Source organism: Paraclostridium bifermentans, assembly GCF_964259345.1.
GTDB lineage: Bacteria > Bacillota > Clostridia > Peptostreptococcales > Peptostreptococcaceae > Paraclostridium > Paraclostridium bifermentans_B.
Genome location: NZ_CAXVJR010000013.1, coordinates 18,982 through 42,229 on the forward strand (window position 1 = coordinate 18,982; position 23,248 = coordinate 42,229).

Genomic DNA, 23,248 nt, shown 5'->3' on the forward strand with positions numbered 1-23,248 from the left:
TATATTTATTATATCTCTAGTGTAACAACTATATCTATATCATTTTTTACTTTCATCAAGATTTTGGTATGACTATAATTCATAAATTACTTAAACTCAAAAAATGTAGCTAAGATAAAATATTAGCTACACTTTTATATATTTTAAATATTTAATTTAATGTTCAATTAATATTGTTATTAAATTTATTGATTATTTCTATACTTCTTTTGTATATTCTTTTAACCATACCTTTTCATTTTCATCTAAATAAGGAGATATTTTATCATAAACCAATCTATGATAATCATTTAAATATTTTATTTCATCTTTATTCATGTATTTAGTATCTATAGCATCTAAATCAATAGGTGCAAATGTTATAGGTTCAAAATACATAAACTGTCCATATTCATTTTTATTACCTTTTCTTGCAACTATTTCATTTTCTATTCTTATACCATGAGATCCTTCAACATATATACCTGGTTCATTTGTAGTTATCATACCTTCCTCTATAATAGGATTATTAACTTTGTCTTCTCCTATTTTCCAGTAAAAACTATTAGGTCCTTCATGTACATTAAGTAAAAATCCTATTCCATGTCCAGTTCCACACTTATAGTCTATATCGCATTCCCAAAGCGGTCCTCTTGCAAGTATATCTAAGTTTACACCTCTAGTTCCATATAAAAATTTTGCTTTAGATAAACAAATCATTCCTCTAACTACAGTTGTAAAATGATATTTTAATTCTTCGCTTATTTCTCCTAATGCTATAGTTCTAGTTATATCTGTTGTACCATCTAAATATTGTCCACCAGAATCTACTAAAAATAATCCCTCTTTTTCTAGCTTATATTGATTTTCATTAGAAGCACTGTAATGCATCATTGCTGCATGATCTTTATATGCTGCTATTGTTGAGAAACTTGGTTCTATAAATTCTTTTTGTTCTTTTCTTAAGCTTTCTAACTTCTCACTAGCACTTATTTCTGTTATCTCTGTTTTGCCTATATTTTGCTTTAGCCAGTACATAAACTTAGTTACTGCAACTCCATCTTTTATATGGCTATTCATCATATTTTTAATTTCAGTTTCATTTTTTATAGACTTCATTACAGTGGTAGGATTTGTGTTTTCTATCTTCTTTACACCACTAGGTATTCCCATATATATTGAATAATTTACTCTACTAGAATCTATTAATATAACTTCATCTTGTTTTATATTTTTTATAAAATCATAGATTTCATTATATTTCTTTATAGAGATATTATCTTTTTTAAACTCTGTTAGTATTTCTTCATTTAATTTAGATTCATCTACAAATAAGTATACATCATCTAAAGTTATAGCTACATATGATAAAACAACAGGGTTATAAAGTACATCTTTTCCTCTTATATTAAGTAACCATGCTATATCATCTAAACTTGTTATTATATGTACTGTAGCTTCTTGTCTTTTCATTTCACTTCTAAGTCTTTCTATTTTCTTTGATGAACTCTCGCCAGTATACTTTATGTCTAGTAAGAAAGCCTCTTTATTTGATAAAAAAGGTCTATCCTTATATATTTCATCTACTAAATCAAACTCATATATAATTTCTATATTCTTATCATTAAGCTTATCATTTATAGTTTTCCCTAAATTAGCTGATATTACCTTTCCATCAAAACCTAATTTTTTGCCACTTGGTATTTTATCTAATAAGTATTCACTTATAGTAGGAACTCCCTCTTCAAACATTCTAAATAATTTAATTTCACTATTTTTCAACTCTTCTTCTGCTTGTATAAAATATCTTCCATCAGTCCAAAGTCCAGCCTCTTCCACAGTAACTACTAATGTTCCTGCAGAACCTGTAAACCCAGACATATACTCTCTAAGTTTAAAGTAATCCCCAACATATTCGCTTTGATGATAGTCTGATGATGGTATCATATATGCAAATATTTCTTTTTCTTTCATTGCTTCTCTTAATTTACTTATTCTTTCATTAATCATATCCTAATTCCCTTCCCCCATTGAAATTTTTAATATTATATAAGTTTTATAATATCTTCTCTATTTATCTTTTCTGAATTGTTAAACTCACCCTTCACTACAACAGGTTTTTCTCCCAGCACAAATATTTTATCTGCTAAAAATAAAGCTTCATCTATATCATGTGTAACAAATATAGCTGTTTTAGATTCTTCTTTTATAATGTGTTTTATTTTTTTCATTGTTTCATATTTTATTTTTACATCAATAGATTTGAATGGTTCATCCATAATTATATACTTAGATGGTTTTATTAAAGCCCTTGCAATATTTCCTCTTTGCCTTATCCCTCCACTTAGTTTTTGAGGATATTTTTTTCTATATTCTTCTATTCCTACTAAATTTAAATATTTATTAATTACATTATCTAAACTATTTTTATCATAGTACCTTTTTCCAATTAGCTTCATATTTTCTTCTAAAGTAATCCATTCTATAAGTCTATCTTCTTGAAATATATAACTTATTTTATTTTTTTCTATAGGCTTAAAGTCTTCATTATCAGGTTTTAGTACTCCTACTATTAAATTTAATAAGGTACTTTTTCCACAACCTGATTTCCCTAATATACAATTTACCTTTTCTGTTTCAAATTCTATATCAAATTTATCATAGATGATATTACTTCCATAAGTCTTACTTAAATTGCTTATATTTAAAATCATATTTTTCTCCATTTATAGTTCTTATTTGAAATATAACTTTGTATATAGTTTAATATTATAGAAATTAGACCTATAATAATTATCCAAGCAAATATTGCAGGTGTATTAAAATTGGTCTTTTCTAATTGAATTATACTTCCTATTCCATATTTAGGCTGTCCATATATTTCTCCAGCTATTACCACCTTTATTCCTAGAGAAAATGTTGATATTAAAATAGGAACTAACTTAATTTTTATACTAGGCATATACACATATCTAATTTTTTCGATGATTCTAACACTGTATATATCCATCATTTCATTTATATTTTTATCTATACTATTTAAAGAGCCTAAAACTGCATTGTATAATATAGGAAATACAACAGAAAATCCTATTATATATGCCGATTTATCTTTATCAAACCATATTAAAGCCAACACTATAACAATCATTGTAGGAGTAGATTGAATCAATGAGTTTATAGGCGTTATAAAGTTTTTGAATACGTTACTTAAATAAGATGTAACTCCTATAACTACAGCTATACCCAATGAAAGTAAAAAACTAATTAACGCTCTAATCATTGTATATCCTACATTATACAAAAAATTATTATCATTAATAATTAGTCTTAAATTTTGTAAAACCTGCCCTATAGTGGGCAGGTATATGTCATTATTCATTTTTATAGCAAAATATTCCCATATTATAGTTAATACTATACAAGATAAAAAAATTTGTATTTTATCTTTCCAAGAAGATTTTATCATCAGGTAAGCTTCCCCCTACTGTCTTAATATCAAATTCATATAATGTATTATAATAATTTTTATATTCTTCTTTTGAATCTGAAATATTTATAAACTTTAAATTTGCATTTTTTATACTTTTGCTTACTATGCCTTTTTCAGTACTAACCCCTATGTCTTGTGCGTAATTTCCAACCTCTTCAGGATTTGAGTTCGCAAACTTCACACTTTCATCCACCTTATTTAAAAACTTTGATACAAATTCTTTGTTATCATTGTAAAAATCACTTTTTACTATTATTGTAGCTTGAGGGTAACCTATTTTAGATTTAGTTATAGATTTATATTCTTCATTTAAACTCTTTATTATTTTTATTTCAGGCTTTTTAGTAGTCAAAGCACTTAATGCTGGTTCTGAAACTATGGCTGTATCTAATTTTCCCGTAGCTAGCATTGGCACTAATTCACTTGCAGAGCTAGTGTAATTAAAGTTTACATTATCATTATTAACATCATTTTCTTTTAATATATACTGTGTAGTTATATCAGGTGTTAATCCTTTCCCAGTATTTCCAACTTCACTACCTTCTAAGTCTTTTAAATTATCTATATCCTCTGTTGATACTAAATAAAAAGATCCCATACCTGTAGTTCCTGCAATTTTATAATTTCCAGTTTTATTATATGCAATAGCCGCCATATTTGATGGAACTATAGCAATGTCAGCTTCTTGTTTCATAACTGCTGTAGAAAGTGTGTCAGGAGTTTTTTCTATATTGTAGTCAATATTGTATCCATCTTTTATCTCTGGTTTTTCTTTAACTATTTTAGCCATACCTACAGCTGGTAATCCATCTGGCATTATAACTTTTACTTCTATATTTTCACTTTGTTTTTTATTTTCATTAGTAGAGGTATCACTACACCCTATTAATAAAATCATACATAGCACCATAGATATTGCTATAATTAATATTTTTTTCAATTTAATCCCCCTTTTAAATATGTCATCGCTATAATGGTAGCATAACATATCTACTAATTCAGTATTTATGCGAATATTCTGTTTGTTATATTTTTAATAATTTACAACATAATTTATACAAATAAAAAAGACATGATTTAAAATCATGTCTTTTTTGTTTATATAAACGGATTGTAGAATCTATTTCCATTCTTAAATGTAATATACATAGAAATTATTAAAATTAATATAGCTAAAATTATAGCAATATAATCACTTAGCTTAAATTTCTTAGCATTGTACCATGTACGCTTTTTCTTGTTTCCAAATCCTCTAAGTTCCATTGCACAACTTATAACCTCTATTCTCTCTAAGCTTGAGAATATCAAAGGCATAAGTACAGATGAAATATTTTTAATACGCTTAGTTAACTTTTCTTTTTTAGACATATCTATTCCTCTTGCTTGTTGTGCATAAGATATATCATGATAATCTCTTTGTATATCCGGTATATATCTAAGAGCTATTGCAACTGAGTAAGCTATTTTATAGTTTAACCCTAACTTATTTAAAGATGCTGCAAATTCACTTGGATCTGTAGTAACTATAAATAGTAGAGCCATTGGTATTGTTGCAAATATCTTTAAATTAAAGTTCAATTGATAAAATAATTGTTCTGATGTTATAGTATATGGTCCAAATAATTTAATTAAATCCGTTCTAGTTCCATATATTTCTACACCTTGATAAGGTCCTAATATAAATATAGCAATATTATTTAATACCATAAAGAAAAGAATAAAGTATACAACAAAAGCTACATCTTTAAATTTTACTTTTGATATCTTAAATATTATAACACTTAAAATTAGCATACCTACAAGAACTCTTGTATCGTAAGTTATCATAGATGCCATAGACCACACTATGAAAAATATTAATTTAGTCGCACCTGTTAAATTATGAATAGGTGAATCTTCTTTTATATATGATAGCATTGTTGTTTTCATACCCTTCTAATCCTCCTATCATAATCAATAAATCTATTTACAAATCCTCGAGGGTCAGATACATTGCATTTAACAGCTAATTCGTATACTGATGTTTCTTTTAAATTTGCAGATTTTATAACTTCATTATTAGTTAATATATTTGCAGCTGTGTCATCATCTAACTTCATGCCATCTGCTAATACTATTGCTCTATTAGTATATTCAAGCATTAAGTGCATATCATGTGTAATCATTATAATTGTTACACCTTTTTTATTTAATTCTAGCAAGAACTCCATTATTTCATTATAATGTTTAAAATCTTGTCCTGCTGTAGGTTCATCTAATATTATTATTTCAGGATTTAATACTAATATAGAAGCTATAGTAACACGTTTCTTCTGACCATAACTTAAGGCTGATATAGGCCAGTTACGATATTCGTATAATCCACATATTTTCAATGTTTCATATACTCTTTCTTTTATTTCAGATTCTTCTACTCCTCTGAATTTAAGACCCAATGCAACTTCATCAAATATCATAGTCTTAGATATCATTTGATTAGGATTTTGCATTACTATACCTATCTTTTCTGCACGCTCTTTTATAGAATCATTAGTTATATCTCTATCATTTAAAATTATTTGTCCGCTTGTTTGCTTGTAAAACCCACATATTAATTTAGATATAGTAGATTTCCCCGCTCCATTTTTTCCAACTATACTAACCATTTCACCTTTATTTATCTTAAAAGATATATCATTTAGTATAGGTTTATTTTTTTCATATTGGAAAGAAACATTCTTAAGTTCTAATAAAGATTGATTATTTTCTTCTACTTTACTAACCTCAGTGTGTTTATCCCATATCTCAACTTTTTCTCTACATTTACTTATATTGATAGTGTTTATATGTCCAGGTTTCATATCTGGTGTTATATCTACTCCTGCATACTTTAAAGCTGTGATATATAAAGGTTCACGAATCCCGTTTTTCACTAATATATCTGATGATATTAATTCATCTGCATTCATATCAGCTACTATTTCACCTTCGTTCATAACTATTATTCTATCTACATCACAATGAAGTACATCTTCTAATCTATGTTCAATTATTATCATTGTTTTTTCAGTTTCATTTTTTATCTTTTCTATAAGCTCTATAGCACTTTTACCTGTAGCAGGATCTAAACTTGCTAAAGGCTCATCAAATAATAATATATCTACATCATCAACTGTAACACCAGCCAGTGTAACTCTTTGCTTTTGACCACCTGATAAACTATATGGAGATGAGTCTAGTCTATTGTCTATTCCAACTAATTTAGATACTTTTTCTACCATAGCTTTCATCTTACTTTGATTTACACAATCATTTTCCAATTTAAAAGCTATGTCTTCTGCAACAGTAAGACCTATAAATTGACTATCTGGATCTTGTAATACTGTTCCTACTATTTTTGATATATCAAAAATCCCCATATCTTTTGTTTCTTTTTCCATTATTTTTAAGCTTCCCGTGCTACTTCCTTGATAGTAAAAAGGAGCAAGTCCATTTATACAATGAGCTAAAGTACTTTTTCCAGAACCAGACGGACCTACCACTAATACTTTTTCACCTTCATGTATAGTAAGGTTTATATTTTTTAAAGTAGGTTTAGCTTGAACTCTATATTTAAAAGTAAAATCTTTAAATTCTATTATTTTCTTTTTCATATAAATCTCCTTTTATAGTTCTTTATCTAAACTACCCGTTGGTATCTTAGTTTTAGCGTAACTCTTTATTATTGCAGTTCCTAATATAGCTACAGTTATTATGTTTCCAGTTCCACCTAAAAATCCTTGTAAATATACTTTAGATGCTGGTTCTGCATAAATAACTATATCTAGAGTTGGCGCTACTACAAACCATGCAAGTGCATTTGCTATAACTTGAGTAATATTAAATAATATTATTTCTTTTTTATTAAACTCTCCGCCACTTATATTAACTTTTTTAGATATAAGTCCTATAACTAATCCAACAACTCCTGATGCTATAACCCAGCTAAACCATGGTGATCCATAAAATATTGCATCTTTCAAACAATGTCCTATAAGTCCTATTAAAAAACCTGCTAAAGGTCCATACATAAGTGCCATAAGTGCTAAAAACGCATATGCTGTTTCTATATTTGTATTAGGTATTCCTGTTGGTATAGATCCAAAACGTCCAAGTATCATAAATACCGCTGATCCAATTCCAATTGCAACTATAGTTTTTATAGTAAGTTTATTTGCCATTTAATCCGCCTCCTTTTCTATTTTAAATTTACTTTTTATACAAAACTTAAAGTTATTTTTCATCTTATCTACTTATCTATAATACATATATTTTTATGCATTCGTCATTTTTTGTCATAATTTTTATTATAAAATTTTTATAGAAAAATGTCAATTTTCAAGCATTTAAATGTAATAAAAAGTCGCTTCACTCGTGTCCCGTTACTCAAACGACTTCGTCTGTTGCTCAAAAATGTCCTTTCTTTTACTTTCATCAAATTTTTGATATAACTATGCTCTATAAGTTATCAACATGTATTCGTTAAGCATAAATTCCTTAAGCGTAAAAAATCTGCTTAAACTTTTCATTTAAGCAGATTTTAATCTATCTTTTCTTTCTTTTTGTTTTAACTTGTTTATTATTTTTATTATTTCTAGAATCATTGTCTCTAGAATTTCTATTTCCACGTTTACCTTGATTATTATCTTTTCTATTTCCTCTTGATGAAGATTTATTTGAAGAAGACTTTCCTTTATTATTATAACTTCTTGAGTATTCTCCTCTAGGTTTAATTAAACATCTTGGTCCAAATCCTATTAAATCTTCTCTTCCTGCTTCAACTAAAGCTGCATGTACTAAATCATAGTTTCTTGGAGCTCTATATTGAAGTAATGCTCTTTGCATAGCTTTTTCATGCTTAGATTTTGGAGTATACACAGACTTCATAGTTAGTGGATCAAGTCCAGTATAAAACATTGTAGTTGATAATGTTCCTGGTGTTGGATAGAAATCCTGTACTTGTTCTGGTTGATACTTAGTATCTCTTAAGTATTCAGCAAGTTCTATAGCTGAATGTAGAGTCGAACCTGGGTGAGAAGACATTAAGTATGGAATTATATATTGCTTTTTCCCAACTTTTTCACTTAATCTAAAGAATTTTTCTCTAAATTTATCATAAGTGTTTCCTGCTGGCTTTTGCATATGTTCTAATACTTCTTCTGCTATATGTTCTGGAGCAACTTTTAATTGTCCACTAACATGATGTTCTACAAGTTCTTTAAAGAATTTATCATTCTTATCAGCCATTACATAGTCATATCTAATACCTGAACGAACAAATACCTTTTTAACTTTAGGTAAGCTTCTTACTTTTCTAAGAAGTTCTAAGAAATCAGTGTGATCTACCTTTAGGTTTTTACATGGTTCAGGGTGTAAACATTGTTTATTTTTACAAGCACCTTTAGTTATTTGTTTTTTACAAGCCGCATCTCTAAAGTTAGCTGTTGGTCCACCTACATCATGTATATATCCTTTGAAATCTTCTAGTTCAGTTATATATTTAGCTTCCTCTAATATAGATTCATGACTTCTACTTTGTACAGCTCTTCCTTGGTGGAATGTTATCGCACAGAACGAACAACTTCCAAAGCATCCTCTTGAACTTACTATACCAAACTTAACTTCCTCTATTGCTGGTATACCACCCATAGGCTTATACATAGGATGATAATCTTTAGCGTAAGGAAGTGCATAAACTGCATCTAGTTCTTCTCTATTTAATGGTGGTTCTGGTTTATTTTGAACTAAATATTTGTCTCCATGTCTTTGTATTATAACTTTACCTCTATATGGGTCTTGTTCATCATATTGAACTTTAAAAGCTCTTGCGTATGCTTCTTTGCTAGAAGTAATTTCTTTAAATGATGGTATTTCTACATAATCATCATATATTTCATCTTTGCTATCTGCTATATAACAAGTTCCATTTATATGTCTTATATATTTAGGTTCAAATCCATCATTTAGTGCATTTGCTACTTCTACTATTTGTCTTTCACTCATTCCGTAAACTAGTAAATCAGCTTGACTATCTACTAATATAGATTTTCTTACTCGATCACTCCAATAATCGTAATGAGCAAATCTTCTTAAACTAGCTTCGATACCACCAATTATTATCTTCGCATCTTTATATGCTTCTCTTATTTTATTGCAATAAACTATAACCGCTCTATCTGGTCTAAGTCCCATTTTACCACCTGGAGAGTACATATCTTTATCTCTTTGTTTTTTACTAACTGAGTAATGATTAACCATAGAGTCCATGTTTCCAGAGTTAACTAAGAATCCTAATCTAGGCTCTCCTAATTTCATAAAGTCTTCAGTTGTTCTCCAATTAGGTTGTGCTATTATTCCAACCTTGTAACCTGCATTTTCTAAAACTCTAGATATTATAGCTGTTCCGAAACTATGATGGTCTACGTATGCATCTCCCGTTACTAAAACGAAATCTAATTGCTCCCATCCTCTATCAGCCATATCTTGTTTAGAAACTGGTAAAAATTTATTCGTCATTTAATCACCTACTTATATGTCATTTATATTTATTATTAACTAGTTTTAATAAGTCAAATCAAATTTACTACTTAAGTTTCTATTATACCATTAACCGTGCAAGTATATATATGATTTTTGTTATTAATTTTAAAATTAATATATCTTCAATCAAAAAAATACTAGTCATATGACTAGTATTTCTTATTACCTCAATACTGTTTTTGAATCTATATCATGTTTGTTATCTCTATATAGTTTATTACTCTTACGTAAATACACATATATACTTATCATGCAAATTCCTTTTAATACACTTGATATACTTATGCTCCACCAAACTCCACTTAATCCCAATATATCTGGATTTGATAAGAAATAAGCCATAGGAATTCTAGCTCCAGTTAGTATTGTAACTACTATAGATGGTATATAAGTTCTTCCCATTCCTTTAAATGCTCCCACAGTAATTATCTCTATACACATAAGTATTTGTGAGTATCCTAGTATTTTAAGATAACTTGAGCCTTCATTTATTGTATCTACTTCATTTATAAAAATAGTAAATATAGGCTTACCTGCAAATATTAAAATAATTGTATTAACCGCTCCAAGTACTATGGCTATTAATAATGTTATTTTGAACCCTTTATCTATCCTATCATATTTATTAGCTCCATAATTTTGACCTACGAAACTACTTAAAGCCACTGCAATACCATCTGCTGTCATCCAAGATATAGCTTCTATTTGTGCTCCAACCTTTTGTGCCGCTATAGCTACAGGACCCCATGAAGCTACAATTACACCAAGTATCATTGAAAACAATGTAAACATTCCACTCTGAATTGCTACAGGCATACCTAGCTTTGCTAATACTTTATAATCATGAATATTTATGTTTCTAAATAATTTCACTTTGAAATTTTCATCTCTTCTTTTTATAATCAGCGCTATAAAACACACCGTAACTACAAATTGAGAAAATACTGTTGCTATAGCAGCTCCTGCTACCCCAAGTTTAGGAATTGGTCCCATACCTAATATTAATATTGGATCTAAAACTATATTAGTTACAAGTCCTATAGTATTTATTCTAAATGGTGTTTTACTATTTCCCATTCCATTAAATATAGCTGTTAACACAGGATTTATAAAATAAAATATCATACCTATTGCAACTATAACTAAATATTCTTTAGACATCGATATAACTTCTGAATCTCCTAAATTAAAAAATCCTATTAGTCCGTCTTTAAATATAAGAAGTGAAGCTGTATACATTAAAGCTAATATAATATTTACCTCTATCGCTGCTTTTATATAATTTTTAGTACTATTTATATCATTCTTTCCTATACTTTGAGCTACCTGAACTTCTCCACCTACTCTAGATATAGCAATAAATGCCATAGCTAACCAAGGAAAAAAACCTGCTGTTCCAACAGCTGCAACAGCTTTGCTCCCTGCCTTGCCTACCCATATCATATCTATCATATTATAAGCCATTTGTATAAATGATGTTCCCATTATAGGTAAGGCTAATTTTATTAGTTTATCTGTAATTCTACCTTCTGTTAAGTCTACTCTCCCTTGCAATTTTCCCACCTCTTTTTATAGAATTTTCTGAAATTTATTACTTACTATATTAATAATAGCTATATCTTTTATATTTTTCTATATATATTTTATTATTTTAATAAGTGCTAATGTGTAAGGTTATTTATTAAGGGAATATATATATTGTTATTCTTATTTTGAATTGGAGATGATTTATTTTATGAGTAGTATCTTGGTATTTATAATTTCCGGTATATTAGCCGGAATAGGAATAGGATTAGTTGGTTTATCAGCTGCATCAATTATAACTCCGATATTAGTAGCTATATTAGGTTTTGATGCATATAAAGCAATAGGTATTGCACTATCTGCAGATGTTTTAGCCGCTGGGGTATCGTCTATAACTTATTTTAAAAATAAAAATATAGATATAAAAAATGGCATAGTAATGATGATATCTACTATGATTTTTACATATATTTTTAGTTATTTTGCTAAATTTATTCCTAGCGATGCATTAGGTTCTTCTTCCATAATAATGACAATATTATTAGGTTTAAAATTTTTAACTAAACCTATAAATGGTAAAAAATCCTCAAAAATTGTTCAAAACAATAAATCTAAACAAATTTTTCTTTCTATATTATGGGGTTCTTTAGTTGGTATAGTCTGTGGTGTCCTAGGTGCTGGCGGAGGAGTAATGCTACTTCTTGTTCTAACAAGTGTTTTAAATTATGATTTAAAAACAGCTGTTGGTACTAGTGTATTCATTATGGCTTTTACTGCTTTTACAGGAGCATTTGCTCATATTATACATGGTGGTACTAACGTAGTTGCATTGCTAATTTGTAGTTTATCAGCTTTAGCTTCTTCTAGAATAGCTGCTGTATTTGCTAATAAAACAAATAATAAAACCCTTAATAAAGTTACAGGTATATTTTTAATGTTATTTGGAGTTGTGCTTCTAGGCATAAAATTTATTAAATAAAAGCTAGTTGCCTTATGAGGTAACTAGCTTTCATTTAATACTTATAAAGATTTGTACAGCTTCTCAAGTTTATTATTTATACTTTTATACTCACTAACTAACTCATTTAACTTTTGGAAAATTGATTTATCTAGATGGTTCTCTTGATACGATTCTAATAAGTTATTTCCACCTTCTATTCCCATATCAATTGCACTCATTGCATGTTCAAGAACTTCTTTATCGTTATCTATAAACATATCTTTCAATTTTTCAAACATACTTGCCATATCCCCTGCTACACCAAGTGAATTTGAAGGTTCTCCTCCAAGTTTTTTTATATATGAACTAACTTTTTCATCTTGTTCTCTAAATATAAACATTATATTTCTTAGCTCATTTTTCACTTCTTGTTTTTTAGCCTTCTCTTGATAAACTCTAAATGAATCAGCACCCATATGAATTCCTCTTAAAAATTTATTAAGTTCTTTTATTAATTCATCATTTTTATCCATTATATAATCACCTCAGTATTAATTTGTTTAAAAATACTAAGATTATTCATATATACTAAAATATATTGTTATCAAATTTTCTACATCTATTAATTATAAATTCCATTGTATTTAAAAATTCATCTACTTCTTCTTCTGTATTATAAAGTCCCAAACTTGCTCTAACCATACCAGCAACTTTACAATCTCTGTTTAGTAAGTTTAACACTTCATCATCACTTATACCCAGTAATCGTCTTACATAGGCATGGGCACAAAATGCACCTTGCCTTACAGCTATTCCTCTAATATATGATAGTCTGTCTGCCAAGGAATCAAAATTAATACCATCTACATTAAAAGTTACTACACCTAACCTCTCACTGTATTCTGAATCTCCATATAATACTACTCTATCTATACTTTCAAGTCCATTTATCAATCTATTTTTAAGATTTTCCTCATGCGCCTCAATTTTATCAAAACCAATTTCCTTTAATTTATTCATAGCTGTATATAAAGCTATGACCCCTAAATAATTTGGAGTTCCTGCTTCAAACCTTGCTGGTAACTCACTCCAATATACATCATAGTCAAAAACTAAATCAACGGCACCTCCACCTTTTATAAAAGGCTCTTTATTCTCCAATCCATCTTTCAATCCTATAATTAATCCACTTCCATATGGGGCATACATTTTATGTCCAGATAATACTAAGTAGTCTATTGCATCATTATCTCCAGTACCTTTCATATTTACTTCTTTATGTGCAACTAATTGAGCTCCATCAACAATTATTTTAGCTCCATATTTGTGTGCCATTTTAGCTATAGTGTTTATGGGATTTACGTATCCTGTAACATTAGATGCCCCAGTTATTGTTACATATTTGACATCCCCATTATTTTTAATTAATTCATTTTCTATGTCTTCTATATTTAATTTTCCCTCTCTATCAACATCTATATATATTAAATTTGCACTATATCTCCAAGGAAGGTCATTTGCATGATGCTCCATTCTTGTTGTAATCACCTTATCATACTTACTATTTAACAATGTATTAGCTAATACATTTATACCTTCTGTAGTATTTTTAGTAAATATAACTGTATAGTTATCGTCATTTTGCAAGTTAAAAAATTCTTTAACATAATCTCTACACTTTTCATATATTCTAGTTGAATACTCTGATTTTGGACCTTTACCTCTACCTATAGATCCATACATTTGCATATGTTTATAGATTTCTTTATTTACACATTTTAACGGTGGTGTAGTTGCTCCATTATCAAAACATATAGGTGTTACATATGCCCCCCCTGATAGTTTTATAGTTAAATCAATTCCATCAAATAGTTGTCTATAGTAATTTTCATCTCTGTACATAAATATCCCCCCATGACAATAATTGAAGTTTTCCAAATACTTTCTTTTGTTTAATACTATTCATCAAACATATATATTGTTCATTTAAATAATTTTTATATATCTGCATATAATAGTATTACATGTTAATATACATCATGTTTTCCCCTAATTTTAAGGTATGGAAAAGCTCCGTATTAGTATATACGGAGCTTTTTCTTTAGTAATATCTATATATGTCTTTTCTTACATTCTCAGATTGCATAATTGTAGACATAACCGCAATATCATCGCAATACATCAATGTATTTTTAGAGTTACTAGGAGTTATCCCTCCTAGTGCAACCAATTTTATATTAGTTTCTTTCAATAATTTCTTAATTTTAGCCAATGCTTTTATTCCTTTTGGCTCTAATCCTTCTTTACATTTAGTTATGTATATATGTGAAAATGTAACATAGCTTAATTTTAAATTTAAAATTTGCTTCATTTCATCTATTGAGTGTATAGATACTCCAATAATCTTATTTGTATCTTTTATATTATTATACTCCTTAGTGAATAATTGAAATGGTAAGTGTATTCCATCAGCACCAACTTTTTTAAATATATTTATATTGCTATTAATTATTATTTTTGTATCCTGATTTATATTATTTCTAATTTTATAATATAAACTTTCTAAGTCTTTATCATCTAAATCTTTTTCTCTTAGAATAATATATTTTACACCACTATAAGATGCTTCTTTCAAAACTTGTATATATCTATCTTCGCTACACAGTTTTCTATTGGTTATTAAATACATTAAAATCTTTCCCAATCTTTAAATATATGTTGGTATCCTATTTCATTTAACATATTTTTTATTTCACTTACACTACTTTCATCACTTATTTTAAATTGCGAAGTATCTTCACCATCTTGAGAATGACCACCTACATTGGTAGATACTCCTGCACTCAGTTTCGTAACACCTAATGGAATTAAATTTTTTCTTAAATTTAAGTTTTCTCTAGTAGATAAGTTTATCCCGCCTTGGTTGTCAAATAACCTCATCACAATCATAGCTTGCACTAAATCTTTATCTTCAACGTCCAAAATATTTTCATAACACCCCTTAAAAGGTCTTATTCTTGGTATAGAATAAGATATATCAATATGAGGATATTTATTTCTTAAATATTTTCCATGCATTAAGGTGAAAAAAGTTTCTTTTCTAAAATCATTAAGTCCTAATAATGCTCCTATTGATATACTTCTCATACCTGCTTTAATACCTCTTTCTGGTGCATCTAGTCTGTATCTATAATTTGATTTAGGTCCTTTTACATGTACATCTTTATATATTTTTTCATCATATACTTCTTGATATATAGTAAGACCTTCCACCCCTTTATCAACCAAGTATTTATATTCATCTTCATCCATAGGATAAACCTCTATTGTAATTGATGAAAAATCTGATTTTAATCTATCTACTGCATCTCCTATGTATTCTACATTTGAATGAATTTTACTTTCTCCTGTTAACAGTAATAAATGTTTAAAACCTTCATTTGATATAGCTTTACCTTCTATACTAACTTCATCCATATTTAATTTTTTCCTAGTTATGGTAGAATCTATATTATATCCGCAATATAAGCATTTATTTACACAATAGTTTGCTATATACATTGGTGTGTATAAAAGTATAGTTTTTCCAAAATATCTATTAGTTATTTCATTTGCCTTTTGAGCCATTTCTTCTAAATAATTACTAGCTTTTTCAGATAATAAATTTAACAAATCATATTCATCTAAATTGTTTTTTTCCAAACTGAAAATAACATCTTCATCTGTAACATTTAATAAGTATGAATCTATATCAAAAGCATTATATTTTTCTATAATATTATAAAAACTCACTTTTAAACACCTACCTCACTTAAAAATCCAGTAAGAGGTGATGATGCATTTGCATGTTTGCTAACTCTTCCAGCTTTAGCTAAATATGCTTCTCTTCCACCTTCTACCGCTAAGTTAAATGCTTTAGCCATTTTTATAGGATCTTTTGAACTAGCTATTGCTGTATTTACAAGTACAGCCGCCGCTCCCATTTCCATAGCCTCCATAGCTTGTGATGGTTTTCCAATTCCTGCATCAACTATTATAGGTATGTCTAGTTCATCTATCATTATTTTTATCATTTCCTTCATTTTAAGACCTCTATTAGATCCTATAGGTGCTCCAAGTGGCATAACAGCCGCTGCACCTGCTTCTATTAATCTCTTTCCTGCATATAAGTCTGGAGTCATATAAGGTAGTACTACAAATCCTTCTTTAGCTAGTATTTCAGTAGATTTTATAGTTTCTTCATTATCTGGCAATAAGTACTTTGTATCACTTATTACTTCTATTTTGATGAAATTTCCACATCCCATTTTTCTAGCTATCCTTGCAATTCTTACAGCTTCTTGATGATTAGTTGCCCCAGATGTATTTGGTAATATTACCATGTCTTTTGGTATGTGAGTTAATATATTTTCTTCTTCATTGTCTAAGTCAACTCTTCTTAGTGCCATAGTTATTATTTGACTCCCACTTGCTTTTATTACCTTTGGTAAAACTTCATTAGAACCATACTTTCCAGTTCCTATTAATAATCTGCTATCAAATTCATGACTTCCCAAAATTAATTTATCCATTAAGATCCCCCATCTACGCTTCTATTTTTTCTATTAATATTTGTGTTGCTAAGTTTGCCATATGCCCTGCACATATAGAAACTCTTGGAGCCATAAGTCCATCTCCTTCTTTAGCTTCACTTATTTCATCTCCACATAAGTAAAATTTATTTCTTATTTTCTTAGTTTGTATTATATTAGAGTCATAATATCCTGCCATACCGGATGATGATATTAAATATTTATCTCTCATTTTAGTTAATATATTATTTGCAATATTAGCTTTACATTTTGGATCATCAAAAGCTTCTATTATTATATTTGCTTCTTCAAATTTATTTATATTAGTTTCATCTATAAACTCATTAACTATGTCAACTTTTATAAAAGGGTTTATATCTTTTATTTGATTTTGTAATGCTTCTGTCTTGTATTTTCCAATATCTTTAATAAAGTATTGTTGTCTATTTAAATTAGATGGCTCCACAATATCAAAATCAGCTAATATTAATTTCCCTACTCCTATTCTAGCTAAATATATTGCAATATTAGAACCCAATCCTCCTAGTCCGAGTATTGCAATGCTTCCGCATTTTAATTTTTTATGTACATTCGGAGTATGTCTTGCTATCATTAAATTTTCTAGTTCTTCATATTTAGGAACTTCTCCCTTTTTTATTAATGTTAATTTATCATTTTCTCTTAATTGTTTATCTTCATTAACAGGAAATCCATTTAATATTACAATATCAGCATCATTTTTAAACTTAGATTTTATTTTACTTATATACGTTTCTCCCTCTGTTTCTATCTGTATTTCATTAACAAAAATCTCCATTTTAACCCCCTCCTACAAACCTTATAACTTCTATAACATCATCCTCTCTAAGAACATATTCACTGTATTGACTATTTTCTAGTATATCTAAATTTATTTCTACTACTACATTATCTTTATTTATTTTTAATTCATCTAATAAGCCTTCTACTGTGGTGTTTTCTTTAAATATAATTTCCTTACCATTTACCTTCACTTTATTCCCTCCCTTTATATATTTTCCACATTAAAAAAACGTTCTCTAAAAGAGAACGCTTTCGTATAGCTAAATTAATTTATATCTACAATAATATACAGCTTCCCTCCGCAAGAATTACCTTGATCAGGTTTTTAGAGTCTGAAAGTTACGGCTTTACTTCTCAACTATCCAATTATAGCTCCCCTAGCTTTTATTCATTTTTTATACCTTGAGTATAGCACAGTGTTTTTCACTATTCAACAAATTCTTTAATTATCACATATAACTTAATGTCTAAATAAAAAGAGTATCAATCTGAAATTGATACTCTTTATGTTAAATTATTTTAAATCTTTAAATTTATCTTTGAATAATTCACCTAGAGAACCTAAAGAATCTTCAGTTTCTAAAAATTCACTATAATCCTCTTCTGGCTCTTTTGTAGCTTCTTTTAAAGAAACTACCATTCTCTTATCTTTATTTTTTATATCTATTATTACAACTTCTATTTCATCTCCAACATTAACTACATTAGACACCTTCATAACTCTATCTTCACTTAATTCAGATATAGGTAGGAAAGCTTCAACTCCTAATTTTACTTCAACAAAAGCTCCTCTTTCTATTAATTTTAGAACTTTTACTTTTATTTTATCTCCAACATTCATTTCTTCTTTAACTGAGTTCCACGGATCATTATTTATATCTTTTACAGCTAATGCTATCTTTTTATTTTCTTTATCTACATTTATAACGTATACATCTACTTCTTGACCTTCTTTAACAACATCTTCTACTTCATTTACTCTATGCCAAGCTAGTTGATTTATATGAGCTAAACCTTCTACTCCACCTAAGTCTATAAATGCTCCATAGCTCATTATTTTACTTACTTTACCAGTTCTTTTTTGTCCTACTTCTAAAGAGTTAAATAAATCTTCTTTAGCTTTTTTAACTCTAGCTCTTTCTGCATCTCTTTCTTCTTTTATTCTAGCTCTTTCTGCTGCTTTTTCTGCATTAACTCTTTCTTGAGCAACCTCTCTGTGAGATGCTACTATTCTATTTCTTCTTAAATCCATTTCTATCATGTATACTTCTAAGTCACGTCCTACATATGCAGCTGTATTATTTACAAACTTCACATCTATTTGAGATAATGGTATAAATACTGTCTCTGTTTTGTATTTTGCAAATAATCCTTTTTCTATGCTTCTTTCTACATGTACAGTTATTATAGAATGACTCTCTAAAGCATCTTTAAGTTCTTTTCTAGTTGCTTCAACTAAAGCTTTCTTAACTGATAAGTATATAGTTCCGTCTTTACGTTGAACTTTAGTTATTTCTCCTGTTATTTCTTGCCCTACTTGATACTTGTCTGATATTTCTTCATTTTTATCTAGTACAAGTTCATTTGCTGTGACAATTCCATCAAATCCATAATTTAATTCTATACGAATTTCATCATATAGTACTTTAGTTATTTTCCCTGTTACCATTTGACCAACTTTTAGGCTATTCATTTCTTGCTCTTGTTGTTCTAAAAGTTCTTGCATAGTTTGATTATTATCCATTAAAATTCATTCCTTCCTATGTAAACGTTTATATTGTTTTTGTATTTTATTACCTATTATTATATCACTATAATTTATCACTTTATATTATTAATTAATCTTAATTACTAAAAAATATTTCTTTTATATATTCTTCGCTATAATTCACCACTAAATTTCCTGGGAAATCTACTTCATTTAATATTTTTTCACAGTTTTCAAAAGAACCTACTTGATAGTATATGTGTGCATCACTTCCTAATATAACCTTAGCTTTATATTTTTTACATAGTTCAAGCATTTGTTTTGCATTTTCAACTGCTCCTACTCTAAAGCCATTTGGTCTTAATGATGAGTTATTTATTTCTAATAATGTATTAGTCTCTATAGCCTTTTTTACAACTCTATCATAATCTACTGGATATCTACTATCATCTAAGTGTCCTATTATTTTAACTTCTTTATTATCCATTACTTTTAATATAGCCTGTGTATTTTCTTCTTTACTTCCTGACTTTATACAAGGTGGATGAAAACTAGCAATAACATAATCTAACTTTCCAACAACATCTTCTGGTATATCTATATTCCCATTTAAATCTATTATATTAGCTTCTATGCCTTTTAATATATTTACTCCATTTATCTCATTTTTTATAACTCCTAAATTCCCAAAATAATAAGGATGAGTGCTACCTGGCATACCTGGCGCATGATCAGATACTCCTACATACTTCAACCCTTTTATTTTAGCTTCATCTATATTTTCCTTTATAGTGCTATATGCATGTCCACTTGCAACAGTATGACAATGTAAATCTATAATTGCTTTCATAATTATGCCTCCCTATTTCTAGTTTATTTATTTATTATATAATAAATATATGATATTTGTTAAATTAGAATTTTTAATTAAATTATTAAAAGCTATGATAATTAATACATTAATTATCATAGCTTTTTGTAAATAGTTTTATTCTTCAGTTTTTGCCATTTCAAGATTTTGTTGTTCTAAATTGCTAACTGATAATGTTTTTTTGTAGAATATACTAAAACATACTATAGTTGTAAGTGCTGCAACTATGTCTGCAACAGGTTCTGCCATTAATACCCCTTGTAATTTATTTTCAAATACCATTGGTAATATAAATATTAATGGTATTAATAGTATTATTTTTCTAAGTAAAGCTAATATCATAGATATTTTCGCTTGACCTAATGCAAGGAATGTTTGTTGACAAGCAATTTGTGCTCCAAATAAGAATATTCCTGCAAAGTAGATTCTCATACTCCATACAGTTATAGCTACAAGTTCTGGATTACTATTGAAAATGGATACATATACTTGTGGGAATACCATAACCGATGCCCACATAAGAGTTGTATACGCTAAGCAACATACTAATAATAGCTTAAATGTCTTTTTAACTCTATCTATTTTTCCTGCTCCATAGTTAAAACTAATTATAGGTTGTGCACCTTGAGTTAATCCCGTCATAGGAAGTATTATCATTTGCATAACACTACTCATTATTGTCATAGCTCCTATAGCTAAATCTCCACCATATTTTGCAAGATTATTATTCATAGATATTATAACCAAGCTCTCTGTTGATTGCATTATAAATGGTGATATACCTAATAATAATACTGGTCCAACAACCTTCATGCTTGGAATTAAGTACTGTTTTCTTAACTTAAGTACACTTTTCTTTCCAAGTAAAAATATTAATACCCATACTGCTGAAACAAATTGTGCTGTTATTGTAGCTAAAGCAGCTCCTTTTACCCCCATATTAAGTCCAAATATAAATATAGGGTCTAATATTATATTTATAACTGCTCCTATCATAACAGTCATCATACCTGTTTTAGCAAATCCCTGAGTATTGATAAAAGGATTCATCCCTAATCCAATTTGCACAAATACTGTTCCTATAAGATATATACCTATATAATCAGTTGCATATCCTATAGTATCATTACTTGCTCCAAATGCCCAAAGTATATCTTCTTTAAAAATATAAAATGATACCGTTAATATAACTGATATTATTAACAATGTAGAAAAACTATTTGTCATTATTTTTTCTGCACCGTCATCATCTTTTTCTCCCATTTTTATAGCTGCTAATGGGGCTCCTCCCATACCTATTAAAGCACTAAAAGCAGATACTAACATTATTATTGGAAATGCTACTCCAACCCCTGCCATAGCAATTTCTCCATGTGGCATTCTTCCTATAAATATCCTATCCACTATATTGTATAGTACGTTTACTATCTGTGCTATTATGGCAGGTAAGGCTAATTGAAATAATAACTTTCCAACACTACCTTTTCCTAAATCTGTAGCTTGTTTTGCCATATCTTAACCTCCACCTCAAATTTATATTACATTATATAATAGCATACTTATACATAGATATAAACATTTTAATTTAAAACATTTATCTAATTAATAATTTATTATAAAAAATAATATTTTGTTACTTAATTTAAAATATTTATAAACTATCAAATAACGATATATTTATATACTCTTCTTTATTTTTATCAATTAAGTTTGATAATGTAACGCCTATAAGTCTTATTTGCTTTTTTTCTTTATTAATTTTTTGAATCAAAACATTTGCATTTGATAAAATATCTTCATATTCGTATATAGGATTTTTTAAAGTATATCTTTTAGTAACTTGTTGAAAATCTTCATATTTAACTTTTACAGTTATAGTTTTACCACTCTTATTTATAGAATTCATCCTAATATATACATCTTTTACAACTTCTTTTATATGCTCATTTAACTCATCTGAATCAAAACTTACATTTGATACAAATGTACTTTCTGCTCCAACTGATTTTCTCTCTCTACTACTTTGTACAGGTCTGTTATCTATTCCTCTAGCAAAATTATACATATCATAGCCTTTTTTCTTAAATATAGATTCTAATTCTATCAAATCTAACCTTCTTAAATCATATCCATTATTTATTCCCATCATTTTAAGTGTTTTTCCTGTTACTTTACCTATACCAAAAAATTTTTTTATAGGTAATTCATCTATAAATTTTTGTGCTTTATCTGGAGTTATAACTGTTAATCCATTAGGTTTTTGATAGTCTGATGCAATTTTAGCTAAAAATTTATTATATGAAACTCCTGCAGATGAAGTTATTCCTATTTCATTGTATATATCAGATTTAATTTGTTTAGCAATAGTTGTTGCGTACTCTATATTTTTCTTATTATAAGTTACATCTAAATATGCTTCATCTAATGATAATGGTTCTATTATATCTGTGTATCTCCTAAATATAGATCTTATTTGATTTGAAATATCTTTATATACATCAAATCTAGGAGGAACAAATATAGCATGAGGACACCTCGTATACGCTACTTTACACGGCATAGCTGAATGTATCCCAAACTTTCTTGCTTCATATGAGCAAGTCGCAACTACTCCTCTTCCTTGAGGACTTCCTCCTACTATAACTGGTTTTCCTCTTAAATTTTTGTTATCTCGTTGCTCTACAGATGCATAAAATGCATCCATATCTATATGTATTATTTTTCTATCTCTATATTTCTCCAATATATACCTCCCTATATCAAATTTATATTACTTATATAG

At 28.2% G+C, this 23,248-nt stretch carries 21 protein-coding genes and 1 riboswitch; of the genes, 1 reads left to right on the forward strand and 20 read right to left on the reverse strand.

Annotated elements, in window-relative coordinates; genetic code table 11:
• Positions 1-198: 198 nt before the first annotated feature.
• The 9 genes from ACEXNK_RS16840 to ACEXNK_RS16880 form a co-directional block, all read right to left on the reverse strand.
• The gene (locus ACEXNK_RS16840) at positions 199-1,989 is read right to left on the reverse strand and encodes an aminopeptidase P family protein (protein ID WP_373600758.1); all 1,791 of its coding nucleotides are present in this window, start codon (positions 1,987-1,989) and stop codon (positions 199-201) included.
• Between the two features lie 35 nt (positions 1,990-2,024).
• Complete coding sequence (locus tag ACEXNK_RS16845; RefSeq protein ID WP_373600757.1) at positions 2,025-2,693, reverse strand: ATP-binding cassette domain-containing protein; 669 nt, start codon at positions 2,691-2,693, stop codon at positions 2,025-2,027.
• Positions 2,690-3,448, reverse strand: coding sequence for an ABC transporter permease (locus ACEXNK_RS16850; protein ID WP_373600756.1), 759 nt, complete (start codon positions 3,446-3,448; stop codon positions 2,690-2,692). The genes ACEXNK_RS16845 and ACEXNK_RS16850 overlap by 4 nt, the downstream gene beginning before the upstream one ends.
• Positions 3,423-4,412 (reverse strand): ABC transporter substrate-binding protein, encoded by a 990-nt coding sequence (locus tag ACEXNK_RS16855; protein WP_373600755.1) that lies wholly within the window; start codon positions 4,410-4,412, stop codon positions 3,423-3,425. Before ACEXNK_RS16855 ends, ACEXNK_RS16850 begins: the two co-directional genes overlap by 26 nt.
• 158 nt (positions 4,413-4,570) lie before the next feature.
• Positions 4,571-5,401 (reverse strand): energy-coupling factor transporter transmembrane component T family protein, encoded by an 831-nt coding sequence (locus tag ACEXNK_RS16860; RefSeq protein ID WP_373600754.1) that lies wholly within the window; start codon positions 5,399-5,401, stop codon positions 4,571-4,573.
• Positions 5,398-7,104: an ABC transporter ATP-binding protein gene (locus ACEXNK_RS16865; protein ID WP_373600753.1), complete on the reverse strand. Its 1,707-nt coding sequence runs from the start codon at positions 7,102-7,104 to the stop codon at positions 5,398-5,400. The genes ACEXNK_RS16860 and ACEXNK_RS16865 overlap by 4 nt, the downstream gene beginning before the upstream one ends.
• Positions 7,105-7,116: 12 nt before the next feature.
• Positions 7,117-7,671, reverse strand: a complete 555-nt coding sequence (locus tag ACEXNK_RS16870; protein WP_373600752.1) for an ECF-type riboflavin transporter substrate-binding protein — start codon at positions 7,669-7,671, stop codon at positions 7,117-7,119.
• A gap of 364 nt (positions 7,672-8,035) precedes the next feature.
• Entirely contained in the window at positions 8,036-10,006 is a 1,971-nt protein-coding gene (locus ACEXNK_RS16875; protein WP_373600751.1) for a YgiQ family radical SAM protein, read from the reverse strand.
• Between the two features lie 186 nt (positions 10,007-10,192).
• Positions 10,193-11,584, reverse strand: a complete 1,392-nt coding sequence (locus ACEXNK_RS16880; RefSeq protein ID WP_373600750.1) for an MATE family efflux transporter — start codon at positions 11,582-11,584, stop codon at positions 10,193-10,195.
• A 181-nt stretch (positions 11,585-11,765) separates the two neighbouring features.
• On the opposite strand from ACEXNK_RS16880, the gene ACEXNK_RS16885 reads away from it, so the two are divergent.
• On the forward strand, positions 11,766-12,533 hold the full coding sequence (locus tag ACEXNK_RS16885; protein WP_373600749.1) for a sulfite exporter TauE/SafE family protein: 768 nt from the start codon (positions 11,766-11,768) through the stop codon (positions 12,531-12,533).
• Positions 12,534-12,574: 41 nt separating this feature from the next.
• Here ACEXNK_RS16885 and ACEXNK_RS16890 read toward each other — a convergent pair whose 3' ends face one another.
• From ACEXNK_RS16890 to dinB, 11 genes are all read right to left on the reverse strand, one after another.
• Positions 12,575-13,027, reverse strand: coding sequence for a DUF2383 domain-containing protein (locus ACEXNK_RS16890; protein WP_373600748.1), 453 nt, complete (start codon positions 13,025-13,027; stop codon positions 12,575-12,577).
• A gap of 55 nt (positions 13,028-13,082) precedes the next feature.
• A complete protein-coding gene (locus tag ACEXNK_RS16895; RefSeq protein ID WP_373600747.1) occupies positions 13,083-14,396 on the reverse strand; it encodes an aminotransferase class V-fold PLP-dependent enzyme in 1,314 nt (437 codons plus the stop codon).
• A gap of 199 nt (positions 14,397-14,595) precedes the next feature.
• Positions 14,596-15,183, reverse strand: a complete 588-nt coding sequence (locus tag ACEXNK_RS16900) for a thiamine phosphate synthase (RefSeq protein WP_373600746.1) — start codon at positions 15,181-15,183, stop codon at positions 14,596-14,598.
• Positions 15,183-16,286: a 2-iminoacetate synthase ThiH gene (gene thiH, locus ACEXNK_RS16905; protein ID WP_373600745.1), complete on the reverse strand. Its 1,104-nt coding sequence runs from the start codon at positions 16,284-16,286 to the stop codon at positions 15,183-15,185. The genes ACEXNK_RS16900 and thiH overlap by 1 nt, the downstream gene beginning before the upstream one ends.
• A 2-nt stretch (positions 16,287-16,288) precedes the next feature.
• Positions 16,289-17,065 carry a thiazole synthase gene (locus ACEXNK_RS16910; RefSeq protein WP_373600744.1) on the reverse strand — a complete coding sequence of 259 codons (777 nt, stop codon included), beginning with the start codon at positions 17,063-17,065 and terminating at the stop codon, positions 16,289-16,291.
• A gap of 13 nt (positions 17,066-17,078) precedes the next feature.
• Positions 17,079-17,882 (reverse strand): sulfur carrier protein ThiS adenylyltransferase ThiF, encoded by an 804-nt coding sequence (gene thiF, locus ACEXNK_RS16915; protein WP_373600743.1) that lies wholly within the window; start codon positions 17,880-17,882, stop codon positions 17,079-17,081.
• 1 nt (position 17,883) lies between these two features.
• Positions 17,884-18,078, reverse strand: a complete 195-nt coding sequence (gene thiS / locus ACEXNK_RS16920; RefSeq protein WP_373600742.1) for a sulfur carrier protein ThiS — start codon at positions 18,076-18,078, stop codon at positions 17,884-17,886.
• An 86-nt stretch (positions 18,079-18,164) separates the two neighbouring features.
• Positions 18,165-18,276: riboswitch (TPP riboswitch) on the reverse strand.
• Between the two features lie 125 nt (positions 18,277-18,401).
• Positions 18,402-19,631, reverse strand: a complete 1,230-nt coding sequence (locus ACEXNK_RS16925; RefSeq protein WP_373600741.1) for a 30S ribosomal protein S1 — start codon at positions 19,629-19,631, stop codon at positions 18,402-18,404.
• Positions 19,632-19,731: 100 nt separating this feature from the next.
• Positions 19,732-20,445 carry a phosphatase gene (locus tag ACEXNK_RS16930; RefSeq protein ID WP_373600740.1) on the reverse strand — a complete coding sequence of 238 codons (714 nt, stop codon included), beginning with the start codon at positions 20,443-20,445 and terminating at the stop codon, positions 19,732-19,734.
• A gap of 138 nt (positions 20,446-20,583) precedes the next feature.
• Positions 20,584-21,978 carry an MATE family efflux transporter gene (locus ACEXNK_RS16935; RefSeq protein WP_373600739.1) on the reverse strand — a complete coding sequence of 465 codons (1,395 nt, stop codon included), beginning with the start codon at positions 21,976-21,978 and terminating at the stop codon, positions 20,584-20,586.
• Positions 21,979-22,117: 139 nt separating this feature from the next.
• On the reverse strand, positions 22,118-23,170 hold the full coding sequence (dinB, locus tag ACEXNK_RS16940) for a DNA polymerase IV (protein WP_373600778.1): 1,053 nt from the start codon (positions 23,168-23,170) through the stop codon (positions 22,118-22,120).
• Positions 23,171-23,248: the final 78 nt, after the last annotated feature.